Source organism: Mesorhizobium sp. M7A.F.Ca.CA.004.06.1.1, assembly GCF_003999135.1.
Classification (GTDB): domain Bacteria; phylum Pseudomonadota; class Alphaproteobacteria; order Rhizobiales; family Rhizobiaceae; genus Mesorhizobium.
The window spans coordinates 1-2,087 of record NZ_RZPQ01000909.1 but is presented as its reverse complement, the minus strand read 5'-3'; the positions used below and the strand labels follow the sequence as shown (position 1 = coordinate 2,087).

General features: G+C 63.4%; 2 protein-coding genes. Both read left to right on the top strand.

The features are described 5' to 3' along the window. The first annotated feature begins 111 nt into the window (after positions 1 to 111). Complete coding sequence (locus tag EN906_RS32005; protein WP_027037204.1) at positions 112 to 1,137, top strand: MotA/TolQ/ExbB proton channel family protein; 1,026 nt, start codon at positions 112 to 114, stop codon at positions 1,135 to 1,137. A gap of 1 nt (position 1,138) precedes the next feature. After that, on the top strand, positions 1,139 to 2,087 hold a 949-nt coding region (locus EN906_RS32000; protein WP_127375676.1), incomplete at its 3' end, for a peptidoglycan -binding protein.

The following is a 2,087-nucleotide window of genomic DNA, read 5'->3' as shown; positions in this document are numbered from 1 at the left end:
CCTCTGACATTCTCGACGCGGCAATATTGCCAAGCGCCATTCAATTTGGTCACAATTCCGTTTAGAGTCGCGGTTTACGTGATCGGCGGCGGCATCGGAAACGGGGCACGGATGGCTTTTCTCAGATCCTTCGGCATGGGCAGACGTTCTGATGTCCTGATCTACGACCCGCATAAATTATCGAGCCCGCAGGTCTTTCTGCTGACCATGGTGATCTTCCTGGTCATCGTCGCCTTCATCGCCGCCATCCTCACCCGACAGATCTCAACCGCTTTTGGCAGCAATCCCGGCCTCAATGGCCTGATCGTCGGCGTGCTGGTGGTCGGCATCCTTTTGGCCTTCGCCCAGGTCGGGCGACTGTTTCGCGAAGTGCGCTGGGTCAACTCCTTCCGTGCCGGCTCGGAAACGACAGAACCAGTGCTTCTGGCGCCGATGAAGGCGATGATCGGCCGCTCCTCGGCGACGGCCTTCTCGACCAGTTCGATGCGCACCATGCTCGATTCCATCGCCACCCGCCTCGACGAAAGCCGCGACACCTCGCGCTATCTCGTCGGCCTGCTGGTGTTCCTCGGCCTGCTCGGCACTTTCTGGGGACTGTTGAACACCATCGGTTCGATCCGCGAGACCATCGAATCGCTCGATCCCGGCACCGGTGACGCCGCCGCGGTGCTCGATTCCCTGAAGCAGGGGCTTTCGGCGCCGCTGGCCGGCATGGGCACCGCCTTCTCGTCCTCGCTGTTCGGCCTCTCCGGCTCGCTGGTGCTCGGCTTCCTCGACCTGCAGGCCGGTCGCGCCCAGACACGCTTCTACACCGAACTGGAAAACTGGCTGTCCTCGGTGACCGACCTGTCGTCGGACATCGTCGTCGCCGACCCAGCCAAGACCGAATCCTCCGACGAGATCCGGGTGCTGTCGGAAAGGCTGCGCTCGATGCAGGAGAATGGCGGCGGCTCCAACCCGCGCGTCGCCACCGCCATGGCCAATCTCGCCGACGGCATTTCCGGCCTGGTCAAGAACATGCGCTCGGAACAGCAGATCATGCGCGACTGGGTCGAAGCCCAGTCCGACGAGCAGAAGGCGATGCGCAACACGCTGGAAAAGATCGCCGATGCCCTGAAGAAGCCCGGAGTGCACTGAAGTGGCACTCGCCAGGGGCCGGCGCACCGATCGCCGCATCGACTACTGGCCGGGCTTTGTCGACGCGCTGTCGACGCTGCTTTTGGCCATCATGTTCCTGCTCACGGTCTTCGTGCTGGCGCAGTTCCTGCTGGGACGCGAAATCTCCGGCAAGGATACGGCACTCTCGCGCCTCAACTCGCAAATCAACGAGCTGACCCAGTTGCTGGCGCTGGAGCGCTCGACGGCGCAGGACAAGGATGATTCACTGGCCAATCTGCAGGCGTCGCTGTCAGCCGCGCAAGCGGAAAGGAGCCGGCTCCAACAGTTGCTGGCGCAAGGCGCCGGTGCCGGCGACGCCGCCAACCAGCGCGCCGCGGCGCTGGGCGGCGAACTCGACAACCAACGCCAGATCAGCCAGCAGGCGCTGAGCCAGGTCGAGATCCTCAACCAGCAGATCGCGGCACTGCGCAAGCAGATCGGCGCGCTCGAGGATGCGCTCAACGTCTCCGAAATCCGCGACCGCGATTCCAACACCAAGATCGCCGACCTCGGCCGACGCCTCAACGTCGCTCTGGCACAGCGCGTGCAGGAGTTGAACCGCTACCGCTCCGACTTCTTCGGCCGCTTGCGCGAAATCCTCGCCGACCGAGAGAACATCCGTATCGTCGGCGACCGCTTCGTCTTCCAGTCGGAAGTGCTGTTCCCGACCGGCTCCGAGGTGATCAACGATGCCGGCAAGGTCGAGATGAAGAAGCTCGCCGACGCCATCATCGAGTTGCAGAAGGAAATCCCGCCCGAGATCAACTGGGTGCTGCGCGTCGACGGCCACACTGACAATAAGCCGCTCTCCGGCGCCGGCCGCTACCGCGACAATTGGGAGCTGTCGACGGCGCGTTCGACATCGGTGGTGAAATTCCTGATCGAAAACGGCGTGCCTGCCAACCGGCTCGTAGCCGCCGGTTTCGGTG